The 26,505-nt window shown below is 33.3% G+C and carries 29 protein-coding genes; 22 read left to right on the top strand and 7 right to left on the bottom strand.

All coding sequences use genetic code 11. From position 1 onward, the window contains the following. Positions 1-19 precede the first annotated feature (19 nt). The 14 genes from BLT80_RS09785 (at position 20) to BLT80_RS09720 (ending at position 10,175) form a co-directional block, all read left to right on the top strand. On the top strand, positions 20-409 hold the full coding sequence (locus BLT80_RS09785; protein ID WP_092467443.1) for a nuclear transport factor 2 family protein: 390 nt from the start codon (positions 20-22) through the stop codon (positions 407-409). After that, on the top strand, positions 390-665 hold the full coding sequence (locus BLT80_RS09780; protein ID WP_092467442.1) for a hypothetical protein: 276 nt from the start codon (positions 390-392) through the stop codon (positions 663-665). The genes BLT80_RS09785 and BLT80_RS09780 overlap by 20 nt, the downstream gene beginning before the upstream one ends. Before the next feature lie 211 nt (positions 666-876). Continuing rightward, on the top strand, positions 877-1,446 hold the full coding sequence (locus BLT80_RS09775) for a Crp/Fnr family transcriptional regulator (RefSeq protein ID WP_092467441.1): 570 nt from the start codon (positions 877-879) through the stop codon (positions 1,444-1,446). A gap of 62 nt (positions 1,447-1,508) precedes the next feature. Beyond that, positions 1,509-2,513, top strand: a complete 1,005-nt coding sequence (locus BLT80_RS09770; protein ID WP_175455584.1) for an NAD-dependent epimerase/dehydratase family protein — start codon at positions 1,509-1,511, stop codon at positions 2,511-2,513. Between the two features lie 351 nt (positions 2,514-2,864). Beyond that, complete coding sequence (locus tag BLT80_RS09765; RefSeq protein ID WP_092467439.1) at positions 2,865-3,320, top strand: hypothetical protein; 456 nt, start codon at positions 2,865-2,867, stop codon at positions 3,318-3,320. 58 nt (positions 3,321-3,378) lie between these two features. Next, entirely contained in the window at positions 3,379-3,750 is a 372-nt protein-coding gene (locus tag BLT80_RS09760) for a hypothetical protein (protein WP_139181049.1), read from the top strand. Between the two features lie 158 nt (positions 3,751-3,908). Next, entirely contained in the window at positions 3,909-4,958 is a 1,050-nt protein-coding gene (locus tag BLT80_RS09755) for an ABC-three component system protein (RefSeq protein WP_139181048.1), read from the top strand. Beyond that, positions 4,958-5,440: an ABC-three component system middle component 2 gene (locus tag BLT80_RS09750; RefSeq protein WP_139181047.1), complete on the top strand. Its 483-nt coding sequence runs from the start codon at positions 4,958-4,960 to the stop codon at positions 5,438-5,440. Before BLT80_RS09755 ends, BLT80_RS09750 begins: the two co-directional genes overlap by 1 nt. Further along, entirely contained in the window at positions 5,440-7,245 is a 1,806-nt protein-coding gene (locus BLT80_RS09745; RefSeq protein ID WP_092467435.1) for an AAA family ATPase, read from the top strand. The genes BLT80_RS09750 and BLT80_RS09745 overlap by 1 nt, the downstream gene beginning before the upstream one ends. 156 nt (positions 7,246-7,401) lie before the next feature. Beyond that, positions 7,402-8,133 carry a BatD family protein gene (locus BLT80_RS09740; protein WP_092467434.1) on the top strand — a complete coding sequence of 244 codons (732 nt, stop codon included), beginning with the start codon at positions 7,402-7,404 and terminating at the stop codon, positions 8,131-8,133. A 1-nt stretch (position 8,134) separates the two neighbouring features. After that, positions 8,135-8,740 carry a hypothetical protein gene (locus BLT80_RS09735; protein WP_092467433.1) on the top strand — a complete coding sequence of 202 codons (606 nt, stop codon included), beginning with the start codon at positions 8,135-8,137 and terminating at the stop codon, positions 8,738-8,740. Between the two features lie 88 nt (positions 8,741-8,828). After that, positions 8,829-9,170: a hypothetical protein gene (locus tag BLT80_RS09730; RefSeq protein ID WP_092467432.1), complete on the top strand. Its 342-nt coding sequence runs from the start codon at positions 8,829-8,831 to the stop codon at positions 9,168-9,170. A 28-nt stretch (positions 9,171-9,198) separates the two neighbouring features. Beyond that, the gene (locus BLT80_RS09725; protein ID WP_092467431.1) at positions 9,199-9,792 is read left to right on the top strand and encodes a hypothetical protein; all 594 of its coding nucleotides are present in this window, start codon (positions 9,199-9,201) and stop codon (positions 9,790-9,792) included. A gap of 110 nt (positions 9,793-9,902) precedes the next feature. Next, the gene (locus BLT80_RS09720) at positions 9,903-10,175 is read left to right on the top strand and encodes an FAD-dependent oxidoreductase (protein ID WP_092467430.1); all 273 of its coding nucleotides are present in this window, start codon (positions 9,903-9,905) and stop codon (positions 10,173-10,175) included. A gap of 508 nt (positions 10,176-10,683) precedes the next feature. Here the strand turns inward: BLT80_RS09720 and BLT80_RS09715 are convergent. The 4 genes from BLT80_RS09715 to BLT80_RS09700 are packed head-to-tail and all read right to left on the bottom strand — an operon-like array spanning position 10,684 to position 15,737. Continuing rightward, positions 10,684-11,433, bottom strand: coding sequence for a LytR/AlgR family response regulator transcription factor (locus tag BLT80_RS09715; RefSeq protein WP_092467429.1), 750 nt, complete (start codon positions 11,431-11,433; stop codon positions 10,684-10,686). Further along, a complete protein-coding gene (locus BLT80_RS09710) occupies positions 11,430-12,464 on the bottom strand; it encodes a sensor histidine kinase (protein WP_092467428.1) in 1,035 nt (344 codons plus the stop codon). Before BLT80_RS09710 ends, BLT80_RS09715 begins: the two co-directional genes overlap by 4 nt. 13 nt (positions 12,465-12,477) lie before the next feature. After that, a complete protein-coding gene (locus BLT80_RS09705; RefSeq protein ID WP_092467427.1) occupies positions 12,478-13,347 on the bottom strand; it encodes a DUF4249 domain-containing protein in 870 nt (289 codons plus the stop codon). Positions 13,348-13,358: 11 nt separating this feature from the next. After that, complete coding sequence (locus BLT80_RS09700; protein WP_092467426.1) at positions 13,359-15,737, bottom strand: TonB-dependent receptor; 2,379 nt, start codon at positions 15,735-15,737, stop codon at positions 13,359-13,361. Positions 15,738-16,039: 302 nt separating this feature from the next. Here BLT80_RS09700 and BLT80_RS09695 point away from each other — a divergent pair, with 302 nt between their 5' ends. Together BLT80_RS09695 and BLT80_RS20070 are read left to right on the top strand one after the other, a co-directional pair. Next, on the top strand, positions 16,040-17,116 hold the full coding sequence (locus BLT80_RS09695; RefSeq protein ID WP_092467425.1) for an FAD-dependent oxidoreductase: 1,077 nt from the start codon (positions 16,040-16,042) through the stop codon (positions 17,114-17,116). A gap of 7 nt (positions 17,117-17,123) precedes the next feature. Then, positions 17,124-17,279, top strand: coding sequence for a hypothetical protein (locus tag BLT80_RS20070; protein WP_175455583.1), 156 nt, complete (start codon positions 17,124-17,126; stop codon positions 17,277-17,279). 58 nt (positions 17,280-17,337) lie between these two features. Here the strand turns inward: BLT80_RS20070 and BLT80_RS09690 are convergent, their stop codons facing one another. Then, positions 17,338-18,087 carry a hypothetical protein gene (locus BLT80_RS09690; RefSeq protein ID WP_139181045.1) on the bottom strand — a complete coding sequence of 250 codons (750 nt, stop codon included), beginning with the start codon at positions 18,085-18,087 and terminating at the stop codon, positions 17,338-17,340. Positions 18,088-18,386: 299 nt separating this feature from the next. On the opposite strand from BLT80_RS09690, the gene BLT80_RS09685 reads away from it, so the two are divergent. The 3 genes from BLT80_RS09685 (at position 18,387) to BLT80_RS09675 (ending at position 21,647) form a co-directional block, all read left to right on the top strand. After that, positions 18,387-19,622 carry an ATP-binding cassette domain-containing protein gene (locus BLT80_RS09685; protein WP_092467423.1) on the top strand — a complete coding sequence of 412 codons (1,236 nt, stop codon included), beginning with the start codon at positions 18,387-18,389 and terminating at the stop codon, positions 19,620-19,622. A gap of 102 nt (positions 19,623-19,724) precedes the next feature. Next, positions 19,725-20,021, top strand: coding sequence for a hypothetical protein (locus tag BLT80_RS09680; RefSeq protein ID WP_092467422.1), 297 nt, complete (start codon positions 19,725-19,727; stop codon positions 20,019-20,021). A gap of 138 nt (positions 20,022-20,159) precedes the next feature. After that, complete coding sequence (locus BLT80_RS09675; RefSeq protein ID WP_092467421.1) at positions 20,160-21,647, top strand: ArnT family glycosyltransferase; 1,488 nt, start codon at positions 20,160-20,162, stop codon at positions 21,645-21,647. Between the two features lie 171 nt (positions 21,648-21,818). On the opposite strand, the gene BLT80_RS09670 is transcribed toward BLT80_RS09675, so the two are convergent. Further along, a complete protein-coding gene (locus BLT80_RS09670; protein ID WP_092467420.1) occupies positions 21,819-22,016 on the bottom strand; it encodes a hypothetical protein in 198 nt (65 codons plus the stop codon). Between the two features lie 377 nt (positions 22,017-22,393). Here BLT80_RS09670 and BLT80_RS09665 point away from each other — a divergent pair, with 377 nt between their 5' ends. The 3 genes from BLT80_RS09665 to BLT80_RS09655 all read left to right on the top strand — a co-directional run bounded on the left by BLT80_RS09665 (position 22,394) and on the right by BLT80_RS09655 (position 25,287). Continuing rightward, positions 22,394-23,347: a hypothetical protein gene (locus BLT80_RS09665; protein ID WP_092467419.1), complete on the top strand. Its 954-nt coding sequence runs from the start codon at positions 22,394-22,396 to the stop codon at positions 23,345-23,347. A 150-nt stretch (positions 23,348-23,497) separates the two neighbouring features. After that, a complete protein-coding gene (locus BLT80_RS09660; RefSeq protein ID WP_092467418.1) occupies positions 23,498-24,412 on the top strand; it encodes a VOC family protein in 915 nt (304 codons plus the stop codon). A 92-nt stretch (positions 24,413-24,504) separates the two neighbouring features. Beyond that, positions 24,505-25,287, top strand: coding sequence for a hypothetical protein (locus tag BLT80_RS09655; RefSeq protein WP_092467417.1), 783 nt, complete (start codon positions 24,505-24,507; stop codon positions 25,285-25,287). A 57-nt stretch (positions 25,288-25,344) separates the two neighbouring features. Here the strand turns inward: BLT80_RS09655 and BLT80_RS09650 are convergent, their stop codons facing one another. Beyond that, complete coding sequence (locus BLT80_RS09650) at positions 25,345-26,484, bottom strand: acyl-CoA dehydrogenase family protein (protein WP_092467416.1); 1,140 nt, start codon at positions 26,482-26,484, stop codon at positions 25,345-25,347. Positions 26,485-26,505: the final 21 nt, after the last annotated feature.

The following is a 26,505-nucleotide window of genomic DNA, read 5'->3' as shown; positions in this document are numbered from 1 at the left end:
TTCATTTAAAAATGAAACGATGACGAATTTAGAAATCATAAAAAGTACATATGAAGGTAAAACTTCAGAAGAAAACGGTAAAAACTTGGCCAAACATGTTGCTGAAAATATTAGTTGGACAGAAGCTAAAGGTTTTCCTTATGCAGGAACTTATATTGGTTTAGAAAGTGTGACGGAAAATGTTTTTCAGCGCTTAGGTAGCGAGTGGATTGATTATAAATTTTCACCCGAAGATTATATAGCAAATGAAGACAAAGTAGTTGCTTATGGCACATATTCCGGCACCTATAAAAAAACAAACAAGTATTTTGAAGCTCGGGTTGCCCATATATGGAAACTAAACAATGGTAAGATTATCAGTTTTGAGCAGTTTGTAGATAGCAAATTGGTTGACGAAGCAATACGTTAAAACACTATGCCCAACACCGTATAATAAGATTGACTCAATTGATCCTTATGAAATAAACGTAGCGATTTATAACAATGGAAAACCAATAGAAATTAATGAAGAGAATGGTTTTTTTTTTAGTGATTCAGGTCGAGAATATGAATTGAAATTAAAATTTACAAATGCCAACTCGAAACCGAATAGTCTAAATGTTGGAATTCAAACAAATGTGCCTGGACCAAGTTATGAATTACTAATTGAAAGAAAATATGAATAGACATTTTGGATAATTAACGGTGTGATTATGTTATTCGCTCTAATTTGTGGATACTATGGATTTAGAAAAAAAAAGCCAGCAGGTAAAACCGTGTATAATTAATTGGGTAGTGCACTGCCAACTTACAAGCATTCCTGCGGAATATACTATCTGTGATATATTTGCTAAATTAGGTGCTTAACCATACACAAACACTATTTAAATCATACCCATGAAAAACTTACACCACTATATCCAATCGCGATGTACCCTATCTCAAACCGATAGCCGTTTAGTGGAAACCTATTTTACCTCCCAAAATGTACCAGCCAACACCCTACTCTTAGAAACCGGAAAAATAGAACGCTATGTGTATTTTCTAAGTGAAGGCATTGTAAAAGGTTATGAAAATGTTGATGGTAAAATTGTAGTGCAACATTTAGTAGCCGAACACGATTTCTTCACCTCCCTAGAGAGTTTTATGAGTGAAACTCCAGCGCCAGACTATTACGAAACTGTTACCGATTGTAAACTTCTTAAAATCTCTAAACCAGATTTCGAGTTAATTCAAGCACAATCGACATTTTGGAGTGACTTTATAAAAACGGTCACCAACGAGCACCTCAATTGTAAAATAGAACGTGTTAAAGATTTCCAGGTATTATCAGCAAAAGAACGCTATCTAAAATTTATAACACAACAGCCTAACCTAGCCCTAAACGTCTCTATAGACAATATCGCTTCCTTCTTAGGTATGGAACCGCAATCTTTAAGTCGGATTAGAAAACAGATCACTATCTAACATTTGTTATTTTTCAACGCGGCATTACGGCAGACCTTTACGCAAACAAAAAAACAATAGTGATGAGTAAAGACTTAGCCTTAGTAACCGGTGGCAATGGCCATTTAGCAAACAATCTAATCCGTTTGTTGGTATCCAAAAACCAAAACGTAAGAACAACCGTTAGAGATATAAATAACACCGCACCGTTTAAAGGTTTAGATTGTGAAGTGGTACAAGCCAATCTTCTAAACAAAGCAACCCTAAGAAAAGCATGTAAAGACGTCACGCACATCTATGCTGTAGCCGCCAACTTTAGCATGTGGGCAAAAGACCCAAAAACGGAGATTTACGACAACAACCTAAAAGGCACCCAAAACCTGTTCGATAGCGCTAAAGCATGCGGCGTTAAAAACATCGTCTATGTCAGTTCTGTGGCAGCTTTAGACTTTAACACCTTACCGGCCAACGTAGATAACGGTTATAATACAGACCGACGAAACTGGTATTACAATTCTAAAAACGATTCTGATAAACTGGCTTTAGCCTTAGGTGAAACATACAACATCAGAACCGTTCTCATTTTACCATCGGCAATGATTGGCAGCCAGGCCCACAAACTCAGTTATTCTAACAACTTAGTCTACCAAATTTTAAAAGGCGAAATCCCTGTAGACACCAACGTCACCTTAAACTGGGTAGATGTAAAAGACGTCGCTTTTGGCGCGTACCAAGCCATGCTAAAAGGCAAAGACCAAGAACGCTATATCCTCTCTAACCCAACACACACCACCTTACAAGACAGTGTAAACATAGCCGCAAAGCTGTATCCAGAATTACAATTAAAAACCCCTAAAAAAGTACCCAAATGCTTATTGTACACGGTGGCTGGTCTCATGGAGTTCAGCAGTAAACTCACAGGAAAAGAACCCTTATTGCAACGGCATTATTTAGATATGTTTTATGGACTTAAACAAGATTATGACATTCGTAAATCTAAAGAAGAATTAGACTTTAATCCTAAACCATCAAAACAAGCTTTAGAAGAAGCACTTAGGTATTTAAAAACGGATTGGAAAGTGCAGTAGATTTAATCCATACTTATAATATATAGGAATATAAAACCACTTGGCGAAAGCTTGGTGGTTTTTGGTTTTTATAGAGTTTCAATTTTTATGAATTGGCGATTACGGTTTACCGTAAGTTATTTAGAATAGAAGGTTTTAACTTAGCTTTTGACGAAGAGAAGCTATACGTAACTTTACGTATAGGTTTTATAAGAAATAGAATTAACTTCGTGGCTGATGACTTTAAATATTTAAAACACTTGCTATTACGTGGCTAATTTGTGTGATATGAATGATAAAAGTTATGATATAACTAGTTAGCAACAAGTTGAAAAAACCGAACTGTATTGAATAAATAACACAACCGATAGAATGAATTTTTTATTAAAAACTAACTGGTTAGAAATCTTATTAATATTTGTTATAATTTACGTTGTAAGTTATGTAGGTGTGTATTACAAGGACTGGATTAAACCTCAGAATACTAAGGGTAAAACCACAACGGACAAAAGAAATGATATCAAAAGCAGATACCAACCTAAAGCACTTGCGAAAGAGCAAACCTATAATAATTTCTCTAAGAAAGATACACTAAAATCTTTGATTAGGGAAAGAATGATTAAAGTTATTAAAGAGACTTCTGAAAAAAGCCCAATGAAAGACACACCACTTGAAGGTTTAATTATTCAGAATGCTATTGGAACTGCAAGCGAAAAATATAAAGTACACTTTTTAAAAGAAAGACACAAACTTGGAATGACAGAACAAGAAATCAAAAGTGTAGTTGACGAAGTTACTAAAGAAATGTTGGAAAGGTTTTTAGAATAGAAATAATATGATTTGGTTTATTTTAATAGTTATTGTCTTATTTATTGTATTCAAATTTATGAATGACTTAAATAAGGACAAGTATGATTTACAAAGTACTTCATTAGATGAAAAATTTAAGTTTGTTGTAAATATGCTGAACGAAGGAGTTTTTAATGGCAATGGTAATATTACAAAATTAGAGAATAGGAGTTTCAACCTTTACGAACAAGGTTCAAATCAAATTATAAACTTTCATTATAGCACAGGAACTCTGACAATCACTTGGAGATATAAATACTTTCAAAAAGAAGTTGTTCACACAAAAGACTTTTACGAAACAAGAAATTTGAGCATTTTTGAGCAACAAAAAATAGCGGAACAAATGATTAGTGAAATGATTCAAATTATTGAAAACCATAAAAATAACGTAATGAAAGATCTAATTTAAAAGCCAGTTGCCAACACCGTATAAAATTAATTGCTTGGTACGAGTTTATTTACGAAAGTCCTAACGGACTTCTATCTGTGATTAATTTGCTAAATTAGGTTCTTAAAACACGCTACTAATCTTATCCATAAACATTAGCTGTAAGCTAAAAAAAACGAATGACATACTACAAAACATCACATCAAGTCAATTTTGGTAAGAGGATAATACCTCTTAAGATGATTGAGCATATGTCATTTGATGACTGGGAAGATTTTATTGAAGAGTGGGTTGACATAAAAAAGACTGAATATTTAGAAGCTGAAAGATTCGGAGGTGCTGGAGATAAAGGAAGAGATGTTGTAGGCTATGTAACTGATAAAAACAAACCAAACTATACTTGGGATTGTTTTCAATGCAAACATTATGAAAATGCATTAAGACCTGCTCAAGTATATAAAGAATTTATTAAAATATTATACTATACTTTTAAATTAGAATACCCAATACCTAGAAAATTTTATTTTATTGCACCAAAAGGTTGTGGAACTTCACTTTCCAAATTACTTCAAAATCCAACCGAACTAAAAAATGCATTAGTAAATAATTGGGATAAACATTGTAAAATTGACACTACTGTAGGTGGAATTAAATTAGAAGGAGAATTTTTAAACTGGGTAAATAATTTTGACTTTTCAATTTTTTCAAAAATTCACACTAAGAATATTTTAAAAGAACATATTTCGCATCCAAATCATCTAATAAGGTTTGGTGGTGGACTACCTGAACGTGAAAAATTAGATACCGATACTATACCAAGTTCAATCCAAAGTTCGGAAACCACATACGTTAATCAACTTTTAACTGCATACGGTTCTGAAAGCAAAGAAGATTACAAAAATGTAATAGATTTAGATTCAAAAGAACATTACAAAAACCATTTTACTAGAGCTAGAATAAGTTTTCATCATGCAGAACAGTTAAGGAATTTCACTAGAGATAACCTACCCATTGACACCTTTGATGATTTTCAAAAAGAAATATTTGAAGGTATTGTTGATATTGTAGAAGATATTCATTCGAATAGCTTCATAAAAGTAAAAGAAGTAGAAAAAGAAGCTAGTAAAGTAATAATTTCCTCAAACCCACTAAAGGACGTCAGCCTAATTTATGATAAGAAGGGAATTTGTCATCAGTTAGTTAATGATAATAAAATTAAATGGACATAATGAAAACTAAAAAAAACATAAATCCATTCAATAACAGTGTTGAATCTGGTCTTCGAATCTTAACTATATTAAATGAGGCATTTCCAAAATCTTTTGATTTACAAAACCTTGTTTATCTAGATTACCTAACTATACATTCAGCAGACATTGACAAAACAACGCAAAGTCTACATCCCGCGGTACCTTATCGATCAGGTGAAATAATGGTTAGAAGTTCAATTATAGAAAAAGGATTAAATCTTTTTATCACAAAGAACTTAATTGAAAAACAATATAATTTTAATGGTATAGAATATAAGGCAACTGAAAATGCAATGCCATTTCTTGAATCTCTGGAAGAGCTATATTCAATCAAACTTCAAGAAAAAGCGAATTGGGCTATTAATAAATTCTCAAAACACACCAAACAAGAACTAAAAAATATTATGACTCCAAAATTATCAGAGATAGATAACGAGTTTAATATTGAAATTTTACAATAATGAAAACAGGGTTCATAATAAAAGAGTTAAGACTGATTGGTAAATCAGTTGAAAATGCAAGTATCGTTTTTAAAAAAGGCGTTAATATCATTACTGGTCCTTCAAACGTGGGTAAATCATATATTTTCCAATGTTTCAATTATATGTTTGGTGGTTCAAAACCTCCAAAACCTATTAAAGAATCAAGAAATTACGATTTTATCTATTTAGAATTAATTGATTCAACAAACACAACTTATACTTTATTAAGTGATTTAAAAGGTGGTAATTTTAAACTTTATAATTCATCTATAGATAAAATTAAAGAAACTGATGAATTCGAAATTCTTGATAGAAAACATAGTCCCTATAATGAACAAACTGTTTCCGCTTTTTTACTTAAACTAAATAATCTTACAGGCAAAAAAATCAGAACAAACCAAAAGGGAAAAACTAGACCAATTTCATATCGTGATATTGTAAAATTCTCAATGGTTAATGAATCCAAAATCACTACTGAGGAATCATTAATAGTTAGTCATTATACAAAAGCTACCGAGGAATCAAATGTTTTAAAATTAATTGTTACAGGAAATGATGATAGTACTATAATTGAATCCCTTTCTAAAAACCAAATAGCAAATAGGAAAGGAAAATTAGAAATATTAAAAGAGTTTATAAATGACAATACTAAGGATTTAAAAACTTTTAAAATTGAACCATCATTGATGCTGAATGAAACTAATTCTTTAATTAAAAAATTAACAGAAAACCATTCTAATCTTCAGAATAAATTCAATGAAATAGAAACTGAAAGAGTAAAAACTTTAGTCATTCTTCATAAAAAACAATCACGTAAAAGAATAATCGAAGAGTTATATAAAAGAACAGACTTATTAAAATCTCATTACTATTCAGATGTATCACGCTTAAAATCGACTATTGAAACAAGTGTTTTATTAAATGAAGAAAATCATTCTACCAATGGTAATTGCCCACTTTGTAATGGAGAAATAGAAGAAAAATGTTCAATTGCAGACATAAATAAAATAATAGATTCTTGCAGTAGAGAAATACAAAAAATTGAATCATTGATTCAAGAATTACTTGAATCAGAAAAAATATTAAAAGAAGAATTTAAGGATATCTCTATAGAAGTTTCTGATTTAGAGAATATCATAAATAAATACACTTTAGAAATTGATAAAGGAGTTGGCTTGGAAATGGGGTTGATAATTGAACAAATCAACCGACAAAATGAAAAGAAAAGTATAGCTCTTGGAGCTTTATATAAATTTGAACAGCTTGAAAAATTTAAAGCAGAAAAAGAAAAACTAGAAAATTCTATACCTAATTCTAAAGAAACATTTGAACATATATCAACTGCATCATTAACACCTCTTTCAAAAGCGATAAAATCTGTTCTTAAAGGTTATAATTACCCAAATCTAACTGATGTCAGTTATAGTGAAGAGCAAAATGATTTTGTAATTTCAGGTGAAGACAGAAATCTATCTGGGAAAGGATATCGTGCAATCATTTATTCTGCTTTTATTGTAGCACTCCAAGAATTATTAATTCAAAAAGAATATTCAATAGGTGTGCCAATTATAGATTCTCCATTGGTAACTTATCGCAAACCTGAAAATGTAGATGAAATAACAATAAGTGATGACTTAGCAATGGATTTTTATAGATATATAACTACTCAAAGTGAATTACATCAGGTAATAGTTATTGAGAATGAAGAACCACCAACGGATGTTAAAGACAAAGTAAATCATATAAAATTTAGTAGAAAGAATGGCTTTATCCCAACAAAATAAAAGTCTACTAATAACATATTATTTATTAATAACAATACTATACTTATAAAAACCTTGTAATGTTTTTAAATAACCGGTTCGATGCACTCGGTTCTATTCGATATTTATTCACTAAACTAAAGCCTCAAACACACAACCCATCCTAAACCAACTCACATGAAAAAAACCATCCTATTAATTTTAATCCTTTGTTCTTTACAAGCCATTGCACAACAAAAACTGGAAATCGAAATCGATAACCCAGAACCCAGAGTTGGACAAAAAGTGACCTTATCCATTAACGTTGATTTTTTAAATGAGTACTTAAAAAAAGAATTAGGAAAGAATATCAATGTCACGCGTTCAAGCTCAATTTTCGGGATGTCATCAGAAGATTTTGAAAGAGCCATTATATTCGAAAAAGCAAAAACATATAACATCGGACCATTCGATTTTGAATTTAATGGTAAAACATATACCACGAATACTATTGAAGTCAATGTGCTTCCGAAATTACCCATGGAAAATGGCCTTTGGTTAAGACAAACAGAATTTGAGGGGCAACACTACCTAATTCTTGAACAGTTAATCAGTAACACATCCAATAAAACAGTAACTGAAAATGGTGGCTATTCGCATACCATTGGCGGAGTTATGCCAGAAGGTAAAGCATTCGCTGAGTTAAATGAGGACTTAACACAAGGCATTCAATTAAGCAATTACAGTTCGGCCACGAACTCTGTAACACCTGACGATGGTGAATTGTTTGGTGTTGGTTTTTCGTATGCAATTAAAAAATATAAAATAACATTTGACGAAGATTATAAAGGAGAATACGTCATTTCGGAATCGGATTTTAATAATTTACCTGAAAACTTCGATATCGGAAATATTAAATTAAAAAAATAATATGAAAAATACATTACTAATTCTAGTCTTACTGTTTATAAACTTAAGCCATGCACAAGAAGATTATGAAGTTGAAATTAACGGCAAAACCTATGATATAGCTTTAGATAAAAATTACGAGTTAGATTTAAACGGAACCAAAATTAAACTTAACGTAAAGCAAAAAGATACTTTAGTATACACAGATCCCTATTTTAACTTTAAATATCCAAAGGACTATAAAGTAGGAAAAACAATTATTGATAGCGAAATTGAACAATTAATGCTAATGACAGCGGAAGGTTCAGGATTTATTATTCAAACATATTCTGGTATTAATCCCACCATGTTAAATGAATTAATGATTAATGAAGTCACAAAAGAAAGTGTTAATTACGGATTTAAATTGGTAAGAGAAGATTACGAAAGAACCTTAGATTCTGGCTTAAAAATAAACGTGAACAAAGCCGTATTAACGTATAAAAACGAAATAAATATTTACGAAGTTGCTTCTGTCGGTAAAAAAGACTCAGGACTAATACTCATGTCTATGGAAATGAGCGATATGGAAAATTCTATAGGCAAAAACCTGATTAATATGATATGGAATACCCTTGAGATAAAATAAATAGTTTACGGAATGAAGTACAGTAACACAGAACAGACGAGCAATATACATTGGGGAAATAAATCTTGTCGTATATAACCAATCAACAATGAGCACAAAACAACACAATCACTTAGAAGCCTATCTTAAAGACGAAATGCTACAACTCAAACTTATGAGTTTTACCATAAAAAAAGCAAGTAAGCGATTTAATTTATCTAAAGACGAGGTTAAAAGTACTTACTTAAAGGTGAGGTCAATGATAAGAAAAGAGGCTATAAATAGAGGAATAGTTTACCTTTTATTAAGCACTATATTCTTGTTTGTCGGTATCAAATCTGTACAAGGTAATTCAGGATATATTTATTTAGGAGGTTTATTACTTGGTTCTGCTGGAATTCTGACAGCTTTAGGCTATTTTGTCTTAGCGATAAAAGGAAGTTCTCAGTAAATATATTTTACACTAAAAACCACAAAACATGAAAAAAATAATCGGCATCCTAATCTTAGCAGTCCTACTCGTTTCTTTCACAAATCAAGACTTAAAGGGCTACATCACCTTGTTTGAAGATGCGAGTAGCGCCAAGTATTACAAATACGGTGACAGCCATTATTTCGAATCTTTTGACAACGACAAAGAAACAATTGGAGACAAGGAATACTATGTCAGATACCGAAAATACGGCTGGGGAACTGTAGATACCACCTACTATAGAAAAGGCTCTGAAAACTACTACCATATCAATAAAAAAACCTTAGAAGAATCTATTATTCTCCCAGTAAACCCTAAAGTGGGTGATCAGTGGCTAGAACATGATAAAAGCTGGAGTTATGAAGTTATTGCCGACCAACAGAAATTTAAAACACCTGCAAAAAAATACAAAAACTGTATTAAAGTGCGCTGCACACAACTAACCAATAAGGATAAAAGAAAAAACAAAGAATACCTACTCTACTACTCACCCATATATGGATATGTAGGCAATGTAGACGGCAAAGGCAAAATTCTAAGCTATCTAAGCGACCTAAAATTAAACGCTAAAGAAGGAGAGGTCATTGGAGATTTTAAATAGACTTCATGAACGCAAACAAAAAATAAGTAGATATAGCTTGTATCGTTTTCAATTAGTGGGAGTTGAGTTATAAAACACTTTGTATAACCAGTTGGCATTAATATAAGAAAATGAGAAACCTAATCTTGATATCAGTCATTGCATTGAATTTAATATCCTGTAAAAATTCACAAAACATAGAGGATATTGTTGTAATTGGTGGTGGACTTATGGGAAGTTCGACCGCCTGGGAGCTTTCTAAATATCAACAAAATGTTTTACTGCTTGAGCAGCAAGATTCAATTTATACTTTTGGTTCTAGTTTTGGAGAGGCAAGAATTTCAAGAAGTTTAGGTCCGAAAGAAGATGTTTTGGCTCAACACAAAAAGTTGTGGGGTAGATAAATTTGAGACAACTTTGCTTTAAAAAATTCAATGTCCTCAGACACTCTATTTTCAGCTGCCAATTTATTATTCCCTGAAGTACCGGTAACTTATTTTGATTTAACCAAACACGAGATAAAGGATGAAAAAATACATTTTTACTCGATAATCGAGATTTAAATGCTCCGAGGCTTGCCTCGAAATAAAATGGTTTGTTACTTAAAATGCCTTGTGAGCTTGCCCCGAGGTTTTTTACTTTACAGAGTTGAACGAGACTCCTAAGGAATTTATTAAATCTAAACTTTTTTCTAAAGGTTTCTTCCCAGAAGCTACTGTTCAATATTTTCCAATACCAAGGAAGAATGTATTTCTACACACAACACGTCGTAGATGACTTAATGAACCCACAGATAAAGCAGTTACAAGGGTTTGAAATTAGTAGCAAAAGGAATTAGTATAATTAGTGAGTTTACTACTTTTTTAAAAAGAACTCTATTAGCTCTGGTGCTTCTAGTATAACGTACTTAGTTTAGTAGGATAACCATTTTTTAAATTTGCCTGTTTTTTCAATGGCGACAGGCACTTGTTCTTCATCTGTAGTGGGGTCTAGATGTAAAATGATTTTAGATTTTGAGGAATAGTACATTTTTGAAATCGCTTTTCTATGCACCATATATTTTCTGTTTACTCGATAAAATTGTGAAGGATTAAGAATCTCTTCTAATTTTTTTAAAGAGTAATCTATAGGAATTCTTTTGTTATTCTTTTTTTTGATAAATGTTAATTTATCTTCTGAGTATAAGTAAGCAATATCATCTACTTCAATCGTCACAAGAACATTATTCATTTTTACCAGAAATCGTTTTTTATAAGTATCTATAGGATGATAGAAGATTTTGGTATAGTCAGGAGCATTTTGATTGCTATATTTTTTAAGTTTTTCCAGACTACGCCTCAATGATACTTTAGGAATGGGTTTTAGTAAATAATCGATACTATTTTGTTCAAAGGCTTTGATAGCATATTCTGAGTATGCTGTTGTAAATATTATTTTAGACTTTATGTCGTTTATTAGGTTGAATATCTCAAAAGAATTACCGTCAGATAAATTGATATCTAGGAATATCAAATCTGGGGTGTTTACAGATAGGTATTCTACAGACTCTTTAACTGATGACAGGATCTTTTTAATGTGAATTTCTTGATCTAATTCCTGAATCATCTTTTGCAGTTTGATAGCAGCAATATCTTCATCTTCTATTATTATAGCATCAATCATATACTCGGTTGTATTAAAGGGATTCTTGCCACATAGGCATCGTCTATTATTTCAAAAGTAGGAATACTATCGTGTATTAATTTATATTGATTTATTAAGTTCTTATTTCCTATGCCTAATGATGTGTTGAGCTTAACATCTTTTCTAGGTTGGTAATTATTTTTTACAACCACAGCATCATGGTCAGTATACACCTCAATAATTAATGGTCTGGTTTTCTCTACAACGTTATGTTTTATAGCATTTTCAATTAGCAACTCAAGCGTCATAGGAGGCACTAAATAAACGAGCTTGTTGGAGTTGATATTGTATGTGATTTTTATGCTTTCGCGAAAGCGAATTCTTTGTAATTCCATATAGGAGTAAATCAGGTTCATCTCATTTTTTAGAGACACAACTAACTCTTCACTATGGTCTAGATTGTAACGGTACACATTAGAAAGTTCTTGTAAGAAATGTTCTGCTTTCTCAATATCTATGGTCATTAAGCTATATAAGCTATTAAAACTATTGAATAGGAAATGAGGATTTAATTGATTTTTTAATGCGTGATATTGCGCTATGGTTCGTTCGTTTTCAATTTCATTTAGTTTCATTGTAAACGCTTGTTTTTCGGTTTCAGACTCAAAGAAGGCTTCCAACATATATACAAAAAGAACAATGCAAAATACAGCTGTAAAAGTAGCCCAAAAGAATACGCCTGTTATAGAAACATCCCTTTCCCCTGGGGACGCGACCTCAGCAATAGTCGCTGCAACATATGAAAAAATAAATGACTTTAAAAGAATAAAACAAAGCCATACCCACCTATAATAATTGTTCTTTTTTAGGCGAGGACTATTCAGAAAAGGCAATTTTACCAAATAAAAACGCAAGTAATAAATACTCCATGCAAAAGCCAGTATAATACATATGTAGGGAAAATACTTTACTGGGTCAAGCGGTGTTTCATCTGCAGCATCCTTTAAAAAGTTTACCACTAACACTAGCGTAGCTATTAAAAGGTAAAAAAAGAATCGTTTTCTATTCATTTGGATACATTTTCTATTCTTCCACGACCACCGAACCTTCTTCTACGTCTACCGAGTAGAAATAGCCTACTGCTCTATTACTTGGGGTGGTTAGGTTAATCACATTACTTCGAATGGTTGCTGGGGGAGGATTCCCACCAAAACCTCCTGAACTACCCGTTTGAGTGAAAAGTTCGAAAAGATAGTCAAAATATTCTTCTGATATACCTAATTGTTGCCCCGTTGCTAATTCTCCTGGCTCAAAAGTTATTTCCCTGTTAAGAGTTACTCCCGAGCGCATTTGCCCATCAAAAAACTTATCGGAAGTTATTAAATTGAATGAATTTCCTGCATCGGGAATAATAAAATACTCACCATCTTTTACGACTCTGTAATAATAATAATTTTCAATGTCTGCTGGATCCTGAGAGTCGAATTTTATAAAATAACCACCTGTAAAGAAAATAGTTTCTTCTTCAAATTCAGTATAAAAATTGGTGAATGTAGGCGCTTCATTTAACGGGTCTGCTCCTTCATACGTTTCTCCATTCCATTCAATAGTAATCGTGTATGTTTTATCTAGCACGGGCATCATTGCATTGGCATAATACCCATCTCCCTGATGACTAAAAACCCACGTCTCTGTTCCATCAGTTATAGATACAGTTGCATCTGTAACTGGCGGATTGGGTTCATTAGATAAAAAATTAATCGTAGTAGTAAGCCTTATTTGTTGTGTTGCCAATGGACTTGTTATATTTCGTTCTAAACCACCATTAATTACCAGTTTTGGGGTCGATTCGGCTATGGTAATATCATCAGTAACATCGGTCTCACAGGAAATTGTAAGGATGCTAATACACAAGAATACGATAAGCTTATATTGTTTTGTGATTGTTTTCATATAGTTTGGTATTAAAATTTGAATTCATAGGTAATAGATGGTACAATTCCTAGAAAAGAGAATTTACTTGCTTCGGTTTGTCCTGTTGGTACATCTATATTGTTCATTTCTTCTGTACGCTCTCTAAAAAAGATGGTCGATGCATTTTTTCTATTATATACATTTCCAAGACTAAATATCCAGGTGCCATTCTTTCCTTCTTTAGGATTTAATGTTGCTGAAAGGTCCAAGCGATGAAAAGCGGGCAACCTATCACCATTTCTGCCATCATAATCGGCAACAAGCAAACCGTTTTGTTCAAATTTGCCTGTAGGATAGGTCACTGGTTTTCCTGAACCGTACACAAAGTTTCCTCCAAAATCCCAGCGATTATTAAATTTATAGATTCCTGTAAGACTTAACTCATGAGTCTGATCGTTATTGGAAGGATAATATTCGTTATTATTAATTCCTATCACTTTTCTTTCAGAACGAGCTAAAGTATAACTTAACCAACCCGTTAATTTTCCCACATTTTTATTAAACTGAAGCTCTAACCCATAGGCGCGTCCATTTCCTTGCACAACTTGTGTTTCAATATTTTCCTGAAACAGTAAATCTGCGCCATCTACAAAATCGGTTATATTTCTTAAATCTTTATAATACGCTTCTACGCTGAAGTCGTAGTCATTGTTTTTTAATGTTTTAAACAAACCTACTGCATATTGATCTGACGATTGTGGTTTCAGGTACGGTCCACTAGGCGCCCAGATATCCAACGGAGTTGCCGAAGTGGTATTTGAAATTAAATGTAGGTATTGATAGTTTCTATTATAACTTGCTTTTAGTGAAGTTGTTTCATTCAGCAAATACCGAAGCGATGCACGCGGCTCTAAATTATTGAAGCTTTCAATTACATCTCCCGATTCATAACTAGTTTCTCCAATGGCTTCATTTTCATCAAACAAATCTAACGTAGAATTGTACGTAAGGGGCGTTCCATTTGCATAGGTTGCGATATTTTCTTTACCAATACGCTGAAAATTAGACCAGCGAAGGCCATAATGTAAACTTAAATTATCGGATATTTTAGTTTCGAAATCCAGATATGGCGCTATTTCAATAGCAAATTTTTCCTGAAACTTTTCTGCTGTAGTAGAAGAATTGTTAATTGGTGCAATCTCTCCAGGGTTAAAATTATAGTATGTAAAATCTACTCCTGAAGTTAAGGTATTTCCTGGACTTACATACCAACGCAATCTAGGTTTTAAATTGTAGTTAAGAATACTAGATTTCCAGCTAAATTCAGATCCAGACGTAAGTAGTTCTACTTCATAATCATAATCGCTATAAATTGCTGAAGTTTGAAAAAACAGTTTATCGCTTAATTGGCTTGTCCATCGTAAGGTAGCAGATGTATTTCCATAAGTATTTCCAAATACGTCTTCTATAGCAAACCTATCTTTTCCCAAATAGCCCGAAAGGTATAAGCGATTGGTATCGTTTAGGTTGTAATTCATTTTTAAATTCATATCATAGAAATACAGTTTTGTATCTTCTAAGTCTTCGGAAAGTGGCGCGAAAACATCTATATACGAACGTCTTCCTGCGATAAGGTAACTTCCTTTTCCTTCTTCATTATCGCCTTTGTTTATAGGTCCTTGTAATAAGGCTCTACTTGATATAAGCCCAATTCCTAATTCGCCTTTAAACTCTTTTAAATTTCCTTCTCTTTGTCTAATATCCAAAACGGAAGACAAGCGTCCCCCGTATAAGGATGGAATTCCTCCTTTATATAATTTTACATCTTTAATCGCATCTGCATTAAATACTGAAAAGAAACCTAATAAATGCGACGCATTATAAATTGTTGCTTCATCTAAAAGAACTAAATTTTGGTCTGTAGAGCCTCCTCGCACATTAAAACCTGACGATCCTTCATTCACGCTTGAAACCCCAGGCAATAACTGAATAGATTTCAAGATATCTACTTCTCCCATTCCTGTAGGTAACTTCTTGATTGTCTCAGCTTTTATGGTAGATACGCTCATTTCTGTAGATTTTACTGCTCTATTTGCTTTAGTAGAGGTAACTACAATTTCGTCCATAGTATTTACATCTTCAACGAGATCAAAATTTAACTTTAGATTTTGATCTAAAACAATCTCCTTGGTAATTGTCTTATGCCCTAATGAAGAGAAGGTTACTGTATATGTTCCTTTTTCTAAGGTTATAGAATAAAAACCATATTCATTAGTTACCGTTCCAGTGGTTGGACCTAAAATAATGTTTGCTCCCCATAAACTTTCTCCAGACATTGCATCTTTAAGATATCCACTTAGCGTGAATGTTTCTTGAGCCTGTGAAGTCATAAACAGTAATCCAACTACAAGACTTATATATAATTTCATTTGCTATTATTTTTAAATTAAAAAGCAAAATTATCTAAGTGTTGAATGTTTTTAATTTAGAAAATGATAAGACTGGATTTTTTCTGATAAAGCAAAAAAAAATGTATATCAAGATGCATTTTTAATAGATTGGAAACGTCAGAAACTGAAATTAATAAAAATATGTCTTTTAAGAAAGCCTATGGATATCTTGAATGAGCTCCCGCATGAAAATGAAAAGTATGCAACGCTGAAAAAAGCGTTGCACTTGATCCGATGTTTTCTCATTTCTAAAACAAACCTCTGTAAAGGAAACTGAACATTTGATTGATTTTCTCAATAAAGGAGAGTTAAAAGAATTATATTCAATGCAAGATATTTACACTACTTCACCAGTTACGAATATCTATACTCAATCACAATTAAATGACATTGAAAATTTGGTTGATGGACAATTAGTTAAATATGAATATGCATCAACTAAAGAGGAAGCAGAAGAAAAATTTGAAATGAAAATTTCAGATACTACTATTGTTATTTGTGTATATAAGCAATATACTGGCACCCTTAATCCGAAAGTGTTAATTAAAAAACTTCATCAAAGAATAAAAAAATCTGGAAATCGAGTACAATACAATCAAAAAGTAACTGACCTAAAAAAGGAGGATGGAATCTATAAGATTACCAATAGCGATACTAAAACCGGAATTAATAAAACTATTTTAAGTAAAAAAATAGTTGCTGCTGCTGGCCCATATAATGGAACATTAGTAAAAGATATAGCACCATATTTTAGTAGTTTAATTATTCCTAAACGACTATTTCTTTCATTCCTAAAAATTGATTCAGGCAAGTATGATGAATTAACTCTCGAAGAAAAAAATAGGATTAGAGAGTCCTACCCAGTTGCATATCTAAACTCTGAAATATTTTATTCTATGATTGAGAAGTTTGACAGTGACCAAAGACCTTTGTTAAAAGTTGGAGGGCATTTTTTAAGGACAGAAATTAAGGATTTAGATGAAGTGTGGGAAATGCAATTAACCGAGCAAGAAATTCAGTGGAGTAAAGAAAATACAGCGGATTATTTGGCTAAACTCAATTTACCAATAAAATCCTCTGATTTGGAATTTGCCAATGGCTATTCTTGTGTATATTCATTAACGGAATCTGAAATACCATACGTAAGTCACGCATTGAAAAACGGAACAGACATTGATTCAATTTTTTTACTTGTCGGAGGAATGTCTGGTATTGGTGCAAAAGGTTCATTAGCGTATGGCCTAATTGCAGCAGACCTCTTAATTGGTAATAGAAATGAGTCTTTTATGTATCAAAAGGCAAAATCAGCTTTAGGTTCTGAAAGATTGATTAAAGACATACAGAGTATTGATAAATAAAATACTAATGCCAACAATGGCTATAAGTAAGTACCATGCCACCTATAAAGATAAATACATTATCATAATGACCTTACGTGGTAAAAACTTATCTAGCAAAGCGACGATCGATAGTTATGTAAAAGATTATCTTGAAGCAATTAATAAAGATGTTCTCATTTAATCTTAAAGGAATAATCGAATCAACATTATGAAAAACACAATCGCAACCGTCCAAGTCCCTAGACACATTTCAAAACCGCAATACCAACACTATCTTTTTCATTTATAACATACAACGCCCCATCAATCTCTTGATAAAACCGCACACCAAGCACACAAAGTACAGTGCCAAGACTACTAGGCAAAGTATCAGGCTCTAAAGTCAACGCAGACCCAGCATAAGAACGATCTAAAACCAAAGGAGGAGCCGTATGTAGCGCATAATCCAAGCCATCAAAATCAAAATCCAACACGCCATACGTTAGTGCAATATGGGTAGCATCAGCCACAAAGCCTACTTGTCCAATATCAAAATCGGTAATGGTTAAAGCCAAATGATCACTAGAAACTTCTAACCCAAATGGTAAAACTTGCGGTACAGCACACGCTGGCGTATAGCTAAACTGTTCCAACAATTGCAAACCATGCGCCTGCCCTATCCCATCAGCAACACGGCGTTCCCCTCGTTTATGCGTCGTATCTAAGGCTTTTAGACGCGTAAACAAGCCCATCAAACGACTATGAAAATGGGTGAATTTGTGACCCTTATAAAACGGATACAATGCAGATCTAAACGCTTTATTCACCGCAGAGCAATGGCCAAACTCATTCGCATTTTCGCGCACACGCTGCATACTAGCCTTGCGCTTTATTGCTTTTCTAGTAAATCCACCACCCGCTTTTCGTGCAATGGGCTTGCCATTCAAATAATAAAAATTAATACCATTTAGCGTCCCAACTAAAGGGACAATTCCAGTCTGTTGTGCCATAACATCATATTTTAAGTTAAACACCTACAATACAGCAATATACAAAATATTATAATACAGGTTATAGCCTAACTGGAATCATGAATTCAGGAATAACACTAATAGCCAGAATAGTAATACGGGCGTATGACCTTAAGTCATGAATAGTTAAAGGCTTCGATTTGGCCTACTAACAAAAATTCTAGCGGATGTTCTATTACGTTTTTATTTGCTAAATTGGGTGTCTATACACGTCATAAAATCACACAAAAAACCGTAAGAATCAGTACCACACACAATACCTTCCAAATCAAACCCAAATGAAACCATCACATCAGCATTACGCCATTGAAGACACAGCGCATTCACCACTAGCGCACTGGTTATCAGGCTTACTTGATGGCTCCTATAAACTACCAGGATTAGAAGGCAAACGAGGGCTGTTATTTTCAAATGCTACCTTAGAAGAATGTATTGAAGAAGAAGAAAAACACGATAATTTTGAGCTCACATCGGGACTAAACAGAAGCTTGAGAACCTTATCTACGGGTGAGCAAAAAAAAGCATTGCTATCTTATCTACTGCAACAAAACCCAGATTTTATAGTCTTAAATAATCCTTATGAAACCTTAGACAAAGCGTCTGTATCTGAATTAAAACAGCAATTAATGGCATTGTCTAAAGACATGCCAATTGTATTTGTTTTTAACAGGCAAGAGGATCTCTTACCCGTAATCACCCACGCCATTACCTTTGAAAAAGACAAGCTTAAAGCCGTGGTCCCCATTGAAGACTATACGTTTAAAAAACGTGAGTTTGTTTTTGAGAAAGACATTCCACCGGCAATAACAACGTACACCAATATTCCAGAAGTGCTTGTGGAGCTTAAGAATGTAAATGTGAATTATGAGGATCATTCCATTCTAAAAGATATCAACTGGACTATTAAGAAAAAAGAATTTTGGCATTTAATAGGTCCTAATGGCTCTGGTAAAACGACCTTATTATCCATGATTTATGGAAACAATACTAAGGCTTATGGTCAGGACCTATATCTCTTTGGGAAGAAAAAAGGTTCTGGTGAAAGTGTTTGGGATATCAAACAGAAGATTGGCTATATCAGTCCTGCGATGCTAGAATTATTTAAACGAAGCCATACCGTAGAACACATGATTCTTTCAGGATTTTTTGATAGTGTGGGCTTATACCAAACCCCATCTACCTTACAAATACATACGGCTGCGCAGTGGATGGACGTCTTAAATTTAAGTCAAGAAAAGAATACCTCTTTTCTTAAGTTATCACCAGCTGTTCAACGCTTAATATTAATAGCAAGAGCGATGATTAAGCATCCGCCTTTGCTAATCTTAGATGAACCTTTAATTAATGTAGATGATGAAGGTAGAGCGCTTATTTCTGCATTAATAAACAAAATAGCTAAGGAAAGTGAGACCAGTATTTTGTTTGTGGCACATCGTGATGAAACTAATATTCACCCTGATTTTATTTATGAGCTTCTCCCCTCTCCTAATGGTTCTGTTGGTGTACAGAAATAACATATAGCACTGTGTTGTGTTGCTAGTTAGCTATGCTTGGATTAATTCGGTTTTTATTTGCTAAATTAGGTGCTTAATCATAATAGTCCGTTTACAGAATAAATGAAATTTAAAGGCATAATACTATTACTTTTGGTTGGTCTTAGTTGCAATAACGCGAATGAAAACAAATTGAATTCAACGCCATCAGATCGGTTCGAATTACTTCCAGAACCCGATAAAGCTGAAAAAGAACTCTATTTTAAAAATCTGAATCTGAATGCTTTCCTTAAGAACCCAATTGACTTACCAAGTCTCAAAAACTTAAAACATAGTAACGATACAACAACTAGTAAGAGTTATGCTTTGGAATATCATTTTCAACCAGAAATACAAGATGCACTATGTTATACCTGCTGATAAGGACTGTAAACACAGAGACATCGGACTATAGTTAACCGCATCAATCAATCAATCAATCAATCAATCAATCAATCAATCAATCAATCAATCAATCAATCAATCAATCAATCAATCAATCAATCAATCAATCAATCAATGAAAAAATATCTACCAATACTTCTAGTGTTATCGATTGTTAAACTCACAATTCAATGGTTTGGAAATAAAAATTATGGCTTCCATCGTGATGAATTACTACACTTATCGGCTAGTGAACATTTAGATTGGGGCTATATGGAATTCCCACCATTTATCGCCTTCATAGGAAAAATGGCCTATCTGCTTTTTGATTATTCATTACTAGGAGTGCGTCTTTTTCCAACACTTGCTGGTGTTACGATTTTGGTGTTATGTGGTTTAATGGTAAAAGAACTTGGTGGAAAATCTAAGGCTATTGTATTAGCAGGCATCTGCATTTTGGCATTTCTTCCTTTTTATCGAAATCACACCTTATTCCAACCTGTGGCATTCAATCAATTATTCTGGACCTTAGGTTTTTATTTTGTGATTAAGTTTATAAACACTCAAAACAAAAATTTCCTGATGCTTTTAGGAATCACTTTAGGTTTAGGATTAATGAACAAATACACCATATTAGTTTGGGCTTTTGGATTATTTATTGGTTTGTTTTTCTATGAAAAAGGAAAGGTATTTAAAAACAAATGGCTTTACATTTCGGCAGTAATGGCACTACTGATAGCCTTACCTAATATAATTTGGCAACTACAAAATGATGTGCCACTTTTGCAACACCTGCAAGCGCTTAATAAAAGTCAGTTAGACGATATCAATCCAATGGAATTTGGTTTGGCTCAATTAGACTACCCGTTTACACTAATCATTAGTCTCTTCGGGGTCTTCGCTTTAATCGCAGGTAAAAACTTAAAAAAATACAGAGCCGTAGGTATCGCAGTCGTGGTTATTTTTACAACCATGTGGTTACTTCAATCTAAAGCCTACTACGTGTTTGCTATGTATCCGGTTCTTTTTGCAGCTGGTGCGGTTAAAATTGAAGCCTTATTGGTTAAAAAACCATTTTGGGTATACGCCATCGCCATAGTTACTTTACTGCCTTCAATATATTTTATTCCAGAACTTACACCCATCTTGCCCATTGATAGCTACGTTAAATATGCTCAAAAAGAAGAGCTAAATGGACGCGTGGAATTAACAGGAGACTATGCGGATATGTTTGGTTGGGAAGAACAAGTAAAATTGGTTGATAGTGTTTATCAATCCTTGTCTGCAAAAGAACAAAACAATTGTGTGCTTTGGGCTGAAAACTACGGAGAGGCTGGCGCACTCAAAATTCTAGGACATCAATACAACCTTCCAAACCCAATAAGCAGACACGGCAGTTTTTGGACCTGGGGTTACGGCAATAAAGATGCAGACGTTTGGATTAGTTTAGGTAACGAAAAGCCATCCGTAGAATCTGTATTCGAAGACGTTCAGCTCGTCAAAATCATAACCCATAAATATGCTATAGGCGAAGAAAATGGAATACCACTCTATATATGTCGAAAACCTAAAATTGACATCGAAAAATGGTGGAAAGATTACGAGCCACATATTTTTGACTAAACAACATTCATTGCATCGCACTACCTCATCTATGTCCTAGGTTCTGACCTAGGTTAAAAAAAATTGAGAAATATTTAAGCTGTGATTGATGCGCTAATTTTGAGTCAAAAAACAAAGTGTAAGTCATAGAACGCATCACAACGTTTTAGAAATAAAAGAACAAACAATGAATTACTTGTTCACCAATTCAAACTGGGTTTCAATAGGAATCCCAAAATTGGCCTCTAATTCTTTAATACTCTTTTTATAGTAATCTGTTGGAGGTGGTAAGCTAAACGTAGCCCAAAAATGCGCGGTATATGTTACCTCAATTTCTTCCATCTGAAAACCCTCCAACATTACCCCAAAACTATTCTTAATAATAAACATTTGAAGAATGACTCAAAAACAACGAAAAACCTTATGATTATAGTGGAATTAAACTTTATCTATATGCTATTATGTATTATATAATCGGGTTTGGCTTTATAGTTTACTCAATCGTTATACTAGCAAATTATTACTGTTGAACTTGAAATACGTAAAGGTGTTTTCGGATTTGACATTTTAGAACATAAAAAACTGAATTAAAACAATTACAGAATAAAAACGTCTGGTAACAAGGTATAAAAATAATTACTACTTTAGTGCTTAACCAAAGATAGTTGCACGCTTAGTACATCTGATTTTTCCTTCGGGAACAGCCTTAGATAGTAATCCACAACTATGCGAATACGAAACGTTCGATGTCATCTGAAATCATAAATATGAAGAAACTTGTAGTGCTAATTTTAGCAACCCTTTTATTTAATTGTCAAAATAAAAAAAAGGATAAACACACAATTTCAGGCACAAATTTGGAGCTTATTGGCGACACCATGTTCTTGAAAAAGTTTCAACACTTTGACTACTTAGATAAAAATTATATTCTAGACATTGCTGTAGTAAATGATAAAGGAGAATTTTCATTTGAAGTTAAAGATACGTACCCCAAACTGGTGAGTATAACTAATCACAATAAACCCCCTAATACTTATCAAGTTTTTAAAGATTCCCCAGAAATATTCTATTATTCATTTTGTGCAAACTTTCTCGCAGAAACACCAACCCTTTATCTTGAAAACAACTCTAATTATATAATTAAACATTGGGACTCTAAACTAAATGATAGTTCTATTGTATACAACAGTAAAAAACTCAACCAACTAAGAAAATATTATCGAAATGTTGATTACAGGAAAGGTTATATTGATAATAATCGCGAGTTTTTAGATATCACAAAAGAGGAGGCTTGGAAAAATGTGAGTAAAATAAGGGATTCGTTTCTTAAGGATTTTGATCTAGACCAAGATGTTAGTGAGAATACGTATGAGCATTATCTAAAAACAGAAATTACCTTAGGTGCAGTTAACGACTTTTTAATTTGGTATTTTAGGAAGACAGATAATACTATTGATGATGATTTTTATAAAACGTTAATGGAAACCTATAATTCAGAACACTGGCATCCAAATAGCGTTGAGTACTATAAATTAACCGAACATTACATAAATTATAAACTCAATACAAAGCACAATAAAATAGAAAAATATTACGAACCAAGTATTGAAAAATATGAGGTCGCAAAAGCATATGCAAGAGAAAATATAAAAAAATTATATATTCAAAACATTGAAAGATTAATACACGAAAATAATACGACATCCAACACCGACAATTAAGGGCTAGGTCATTGCCTATTTACGAACAGTCCTACGGAATATTCTATCTGTGACTTATTTACTAACTTAGAGGCCCAACCACACCACACCCGAGCGTAGCGAACAGACCAAGTAAACCATATACGAAACCATTAGCACCAATTAAAAAAAATGAATCCAAATACGTTGCATGCTATAAAATATAGAACGACCTTGATGGTCTTCACTGTTCTAATATTTCAAATTGTTGGATGTAAACAGCAACCTGAAAAACCCGAAGAGACTGAGAAATTGAGTAAAGTCAATTTCCATCATGTTCATCTAAATGTCACAGACAGAGATTCAACTATGGCATATTATCAAAAATACTTTGGTGCAACTCAAGTAAAATATCGAGATCGCGTGGATGCTCTTTTTACGGAAAAATCGTTTTTACTAATGAATCTTGTCGATACGGCACCATCAACACATTTGGGCTCTAGTTTATGGCATATGGGGTGGTCTGGTGTAGATGGTCAATCTGAGTTTGATTGGAGAGTCAATGAGGGAATAGCAATACATACCGACATTACACCGCTTGGTGATAATTTTTGGATGTACTTTCTTGGTCCAGAAAAAGAAGTTATAGAGGTATACACAGGAAATAAAAACCATAGATTTGAACACATACATTTACTATCAACTGATGTTGATAAAACGATGAACTGGTTTGAATCCCATCTTGGCTTCATTCCAGAATATGAAGAAGCAAAGCAATGGCAGAATAACGAGCTGCGGTGGAAATGGAATTTATTAATCATCAATAATATTAATATCATTGTATTTGGTAAACCCGTTGAGGAAGAATCATGGTGGTCTAACAAAGAAATGAAACCTACTGATGGTAGCGCAATTGATCATATTGGTTTCTCTACTGAAAATATTGAACTTCTAATGACTAAAATGAGATCTGATGGGCTAGATATTGTTCATGATATAAAAATAGATTCTATTCATGGTATGAAAAGTTTTTTTATTAGAGGTCCAGACAGTCTCCTAGTAGAAATAGTACAGGAAAAGCTAATTCCTGAAGGGATATGGCACTGATAATCCGTATAGACTAAACATTTAAATATTAGGTGCAGATCCCAATAACATTACATACACAAAACAAAAGACACATAAATAGAACACTTCATATGCACAAAAAAGGACTTATAATTTTACTACTCATCTTAGCCACTACCATTGGATATTCGCAATCTGAAAACATCAAAATAAAATCAGAGCATCTTAAAGAAGCCAACTATCTAAAAATGGATGACTTTTATTTGACACATTATCTATATATCGATTTATTCTTAAGAGAGAATCTATTTCCAACGGCAAGTCCAGAAGAGGTATCAACAATACTAAAAGCTATAAAAACGTATGTTTCTGTAGATACTCCTTTAGAAATTGAGATTGAAAAACCTGGTGACAGAAATTATGTAATCAAAATGGCCATCTTAAAAAAAGATGATGGAACTGAGCTTTTAATTGCATTTACAAATTGGAGTACAAAAGAACGAAAATTTGAAAAAGAGATAAAAACTGAAAATGATTCCTATACCAGATGGTATTTTCTAAATGACAATAAAATGACGTATCGCAAAGATATGTCTGCTGAAAATGATTATGAAACCATGTCTAAATCCGATTTAGCAAATGCCTATCTGTTTGATGAATTATCAGACAACGATACGAAGATTAAAAGTACAATTGACGACGCTTTAGAAGAAAGTAATGTAACAGTTGTAGAAGATATCACATCTCATTTAATTCTTTTAAAACATCAAATTTTCCTAAGAGATCACGACAATATCGCAACGCAAACAGATTATATAAATGAGCTAATTGAGACCAATGAAACAGAATTTGATCTTAGAGGTGTAAAGATGGCATTTATAGCCACTAAATTTCAAATAGAATTAATGAAGTAAACAACGGTATACAACCATGTGTTAGTACAGCGCGACTCCCAAAAAGCAGTGCTAATTTTAATGTTTCAATAAAAATTCTCCGGTAATATGCTGCTGCTCCTTTTCGGGCAAGGTATGAAAACTTGCGGCTTGTACATCTCGGAAAAGGCGTTCAAGGTGATGCTTTTTATAAAAACTTTGACCGCCTACAATGCCCATAGCTTTAGCCACCGTGTCCTTGCAGGCATTAGCAACCAGTGTCTTTCTAGTTAATATGTCAACACCCATTTTAGTTTGAGGCTGAAAATCTAAATTATTGGTGATGGCAATCATATCCTTGTGTAGCACTTTTGCCAATGTAAGGCTATTGTGCATATCACCCAGCATAATAGGAATATGAGGGGATTTACGCTGCTTTACCTTTAACGTTTCAAGAGTAATCATCATCGCTTTCTCAGCGATACCAATATAAGGTGCCATAGTTAATGGTAATGCAACGGTAAGGACGGCATTCCAAAACATTGGAAATTCCCCTTTCAGTCTTTTCATCACAATAGCTTCACTGGGAATAAACACATTGTCGAGAGTAACAGTCTGCGAACCTGTACCACGCATACCTAGCGTATACCAATCATCTAATAACTGTATGCCTTCAGTATGCATAGCAACTGTAAAGTGTAAGACTTGCCAACCTTGTTCCGGGTCATTATAAGGCATGCTGGTCACCAAAACATCCCCTGTTGCAGATTGGCTTGCAAATTGCTTCCGACCTGAAACCAAATAGCCTGTATCCGTTTTTATCATAGTCCCATTAGAATCAAGCCAATCACGTGCCCCTGTGCTCACCAATACCAAATTGTTTCTAACCACCTCTTTTAGAAATGTATCTCCAGTGCCATGGTGTTTGTATTTCCATATATTGGCAGCTAGAAGATGATGATGCATGGAAAGTGCCAATGCGGTAGATGGGCAATAATGTGCAATGGTCTTCAATATGTTACACATCTCCTCAAAAGGAACTCCACCTCCACCCAATGCTTTAGGAATCATGGCCGTTAAATAGCCGTTTGTTTTTAACAAGTCATAATTATCGGCAACAAAAGTAGCGTTCTGGTCATGGGCAATGCCGTTCGCTGCTAACTGTTCCCCTAATTCCACAATACCAGACAACCATTCTTTTGAAGCGGCTTCGGGATCTATATGTTCTTTAATTTCCATAATTAGAAGTTATACATGTTT

This window comes from Winogradskyella thalassocola (assembly GCF_900099995.1).
In the GTDB taxonomy this organism is placed as follows: Bacteria; Bacteroidota; Bacteroidia; order Flavobacteriales; family Flavobacteriaceae; genus Winogradskyella; species Winogradskyella thalassocola.
This window is presented reverse-complemented; position numbering and strand designations above follow the sequence as displayed.

Coding starts and splice junctions, on each gene's coding strand:
- BLT80_RS09700 (WP_092467426.1), bottom strand. CDS start 15,737: ATGAAATTATATATAAGTCTTGTAGTTGGATTACTGTTTATGACTTCA.
- BLT80_RS09655 (WP_092467417.1), top strand. CDS start 24,505: ATGCACAAAAAAGGACTTATAATTTTACTACTCATCTTAGCCACTACC.
- BLT80_RS09725 (WP_092467431.1), top strand. CDS start 9,199: ATGAAAAAAATAATCGGCATCCTAATCTTAGCAGTCCTACTCGTTTCT.
- BLT80_RS09670 (WP_092467420.1), bottom strand. CDS start 22,016: ATGTTTATTATTAAGAATAGTTTTGGGGTAATGTTGGAGGGTTTTCAG.
- BLT80_RS09715 (WP_092467429.1), bottom strand. CDS start 11,433: ATGATTGATGCTATAATAATAGAAGATGAAGATATTGCTGCTATCAAA.
- BLT80_RS09750 (WP_139181047.1), top strand. CDS start 4,958: ATGAAAACTAAAAAAAACATAAATCCATTCAATAACAGTGTTGAATCT.
- BLT80_RS09665 (WP_092467419.1), top strand. CDS start 22,394: ATGAAGAAACTTGTAGTGCTAATTTTAGCAACCCTTTTATTTAATTGT.
- BLT80_RS09755 (WP_139181048.1), top strand. CDS start 3,909: ATGACATACTACAAAACATCACATCAAGTCAATTTTGGTAAGAGGATA.
- BLT80_RS20070 (WP_175455583.1), top strand. CDS start 17,124: ATGCCAACAATGGCTATAAGTAAGTACCATGCCACCTATAAAGATAAA.
- BLT80_RS09730 (WP_092467432.1), top strand. CDS start 8,829: ATGAGCACAAAACAACACAATCACTTAGAAGCCTATCTTAAAGACGAA.
- BLT80_RS09745 (WP_092467435.1), top strand. CDS start 5,440: ATGAAAACAGGGTTCATAATAAAAGAGTTAAGACTGATTGGTAAATCA.
- BLT80_RS09720 (WP_092467430.1), top strand. CDS start 9,903: ATGAGAAACCTAATCTTGATATCAGTCATTGCATTGAATTTAATATCC.
- BLT80_RS09680 (WP_092467422.1), top strand. CDS start 19,725: ATGAAATTTAAAGGCATAATACTATTACTTTTGGTTGGTCTTAGTTGC.
- BLT80_RS09660 (WP_092467418.1), top strand. CDS start 23,498: ATGAATCCAAATACGTTGCATGCTATAAAATATAGAACGACCTTGATG.
- BLT80_RS09770 (WP_175455584.1), top strand. CDS start 1,509: ATGAGTAAAGACTTAGCCTTAGTAACCGGTGGCAATGGCCATTTAGCA.
- BLT80_RS09705 (WP_092467427.1), bottom strand. CDS start 13,347: ATGAAAACAATCACAAAACAATATAAGCTTATCGTATTCTTGTGTATT.
- BLT80_RS09710 (WP_092467428.1), bottom strand. CDS start 12,464: ATGAATAGAAAACGATTCTTTTTTTACCTTTTAATAGCTACGCTAGTG.
- BLT80_RS09650 (WP_092467416.1), bottom strand. CDS start 26,484: ATGGAAATTAAAGAACATATAGATCCCGAAGCCGCTTCAAAAGAATGG.
- BLT80_RS09735 (WP_092467433.1), top strand. CDS start 8,135: ATGAAAAATACATTACTAATTCTAGTCTTACTGTTTATAAACTTAAGC.
- BLT80_RS09675 (WP_092467421.1), top strand. CDS start 20,160: ATGAAAAAATATCTACCAATACTTCTAGTGTTATCGATTGTTAAACTC.
- BLT80_RS09765 (WP_092467439.1), top strand. CDS start 2,865: ATGAATTTTTTATTAAAAACTAACTGGTTAGAAATCTTATTAATATTT.
- BLT80_RS09690 (WP_139181045.1), bottom strand. CDS start 18,087: ATGGCACAACAGACTGGAATTGTCCCTTTAGTTGGGACGCTAAATGGT.
- BLT80_RS09775 (WP_092467441.1), top strand. CDS start 877: ATGAAAAACTTACACCACTATATCCAATCGCGATGTACCCTATCTCAA.
- BLT80_RS09785 (WP_092467443.1), top strand. CDS start 20: ATGACGAATTTAGAAATCATAAAAAGTACATATGAAGGTAAAACTTCA.
- BLT80_RS09685 (WP_092467423.1), top strand. CDS start 18,387: ATGAAACCATCACATCAGCATTACGCCATTGAAGACACAGCGCATTCA.
- BLT80_RS09760 (WP_139181049.1), top strand. CDS start 3,379: ATGAATGACTTAAATAAGGACAAGTATGATTTACAAAGTACTTCATTA.
- BLT80_RS09740 (WP_092467434.1), top strand. CDS start 7,402: ATGAAAAAAACCATCCTATTAATTTTAATCCTTTGTTCTTTACAAGCC.